1 protein-coding gene is annotated in these 2,294 nt (G+C 71.3%); it reads left to right on the top strand.

Going from position 1 to position 2,294, the window contains the following annotated elements:
- The first annotated feature begins 110 nt into the window (after nucleotides 1-110).
- Nucleotides 111-2,282 carry a hypothetical protein gene (locus tag ACFV0Q_RS40895; protein WP_385013104.1) on the top strand — a complete coding sequence of 724 codons (2,172 nt, stop codon included), beginning with the start codon at nucleotides 111-113 and terminating at the stop codon, nucleotides 2,280-2,282.
- The last annotated feature ends 12 nt before the right edge of the window (nucleotides 2,283-2,294 follow it).

The raw sequence follows: 2,294 nt of genomic DNA, 5'->3' as shown, positions 1-2,294 counted from the left end.
CGCCGAGAAGGTGGACGGCCATCGACCGCCCAGCACGGCCCACGTCCCGCCCCCCCCCGCACCGGGAAAACCGGGTGCGGCCGCTCGTCCCGCCCTGGGATCATCCCGGGATGGTCCACCGACTCGAACCCCTGGTCATCCGGCACACCCATCGCATCCCCTGTCCCACGGGACCCGTCGGCGAAGGCGCTGTCGCGGCGCAGCAGTTCGATGCCGCGCTGATGTCCGTGGGCTTCAAGCTCTCGGCCGAGCTGCTCGCGCACCTGTCGGGGCTCTCCGGGGGCGCGGTCGTCGAGACCGCCGTACGGACGTTGGGCACCGTGCGCGAGATGGTCGGCGACCACGTCCGGCACAACGTGTACTTCGTCGACTTCCCCGCCAACGTCCCGGACACCTTCGACTTCTGGATGCGGTGCATCGCCGACGCGCTCGCCGACGACACCACGCGCGCGAGCACGCTGGAGCAGCTGAGCACCGGTGTGGTGAACCTGCTCACCCTCCCGTCGTACGGGGACTACCGCCACACCTACGCCGAGATGCTGACCCACCACGACGAGCTGATCGCGGCGGCGGGGGACCGTATGACGGTCCTGCACCTTGGCGGTGCCCTCGACGGCGAAATCACCGCCCTCTACCTGGCGTTGGCCGGCAGCACCACCCCTCTCGGCGAGGACGGCCTGCGCGACCTGCAGGACCTCGCCGGCCACTGCGCCGACGGACCTCAGCCCGAGGAGATCCCCGTACGGGAGAACCGCGCCGTGGTCAACCAGGCCCGGCTGATGGCCGGTGCGGGCCTGCTGCTGGACACGGTCACCGACGTGCTGCGCCTGGCCTGCGCGCTCGTGGGCGGCGACGTGACCCTGCAGGAGCCGACGCGGCTGCGCACCCTGCCCCGATCAGTGCGCCGGGCGCTGCTCGCGGGCCTTGACGCGGTCGTCGCCGCGGCGCCGGCCAAGCTCGCTGACGTGAACGGCCACCGCGAGCGGTGGAAGCGGCTCGGCGAGCGGCTGCACCCGCACGAGTACCCCCAGTGGCCGCACGCGGCCGACGTGTTCGCCGTCGCTCGCGGCGAGAAGACGGCGCGCTCGCTGGAAAGCCGGGTCGAGGAGCTCCTCGCCCGTGGCGACACCACCGCCGCGGTCGAGCTGCTGAAAGCCGCGCCCGGCAGGCTCTTCCGAGCCCTGGACCAGCTGCTGCGCGAGTCCTACACCCAGGACGAGCGCGACATCGTCGTGGCCGCCGCCGAGCAGGTCGTCCCCGACGTCTCCGGCCGGGTCGTGCTGTCGGTGCGCCAGCACCTGCACAACCGTGAGCGGGAGGCCGGCGAGCACCGTGTGTTCGTCAACCGCCTCGGCCGGGCCTGGGTCACCGACGACACCCGTCGGCCGGTGTTCGCGCCCGAGCGCAAGCGGCTGATCGCCGCGCTCGACGCGGAGCTGCGCCGCCGGCTGCCCGCCGCGGACCACCTGCTGATCGACCCGGACGTCCTGGACGTGGCGCTGCCGCTCAGCGGTAAGGCCACCGCGTCCGGGCTCGGTGTGCTGCCGCGCGGCTCGGTGTCCCGCGTCGACGGAGAGCTGCTGCGCTTCTTCGTGTACTGGAAGCAGAGCGAGCGCTCCACCGACTACGACCTGTCTGCGGCGCTCCTGAACGCCGACTACTCGACCGCCTCCTGGCTGTCATACACCAATCTGCGCGGTGTCGAGGGCGAGCACTCCGGCGACATCACGAACGCGCCCGACGGAGCCTCGGAGTTCATCAACCTGCGCCTGGGCGCTGTGCGCGCCACCTGCGTCGTTCCCCAGATCAACATCTTCTCCGGAGAGGGCTTCGAGGAGGTCGACGAGTCGTTCTTCGGGTTCATGCTGCGCGAGGGCGAGCAGAAGGGACGCCCATTCGAGCCCCGCACGGTACGCATGAAGTCGGAACTGCGCGGTCCGGGCCGGGTCGCCCTGCCGCTGGTCTTCCTGCGCGGGTCCGACGGCCGGTGGCGCGCCAAGTGGCTGCACCTCTACCTGAAGGGGACTCCGTCGTCGAACAGGGTCGAGGGCAACCGGGTGACGGTCGCGACGCTCCTGCGCGGCATCGTCGAGCGCGAGCAGCTCACCGTGCGCTACCTCACCGAGCTGATGACCGGCAGCGCGACGACGGTCAGCCTGTGGGACGGCAAGACGGTTCCGGCGGGGCCCGTCACCTACATCGGCCTGGAGCACCCCGCCGGGCTGCATCCGCAGTCGCGAATCGTCACTCCGGAAAACCTGCGTGACCTGATCCCCGCCTGACTGTTAACGTGG

Source organism: Streptomyces sp. NPDC059564, assembly GCF_042735575.1.
Lineage (GTDB): Bacteria > Actinomycetota > Actinomycetes > Streptomycetales > Streptomycetaceae > Streptomyces.
Note: the sequence above shows the minus strand (reverse complement) of the source record. Positions and strands in the feature narration are given on the sequence as shown.

Excerpts from the sequence above, each read along its gene's own strand:
- ACFV0Q_RS40895 (WP_385013104.1), top strand. The coding sequence starts at position 111 with ATGGTCCACCGACTCGAACCCCTGGTCATCCGGCACACCCATCGCATC.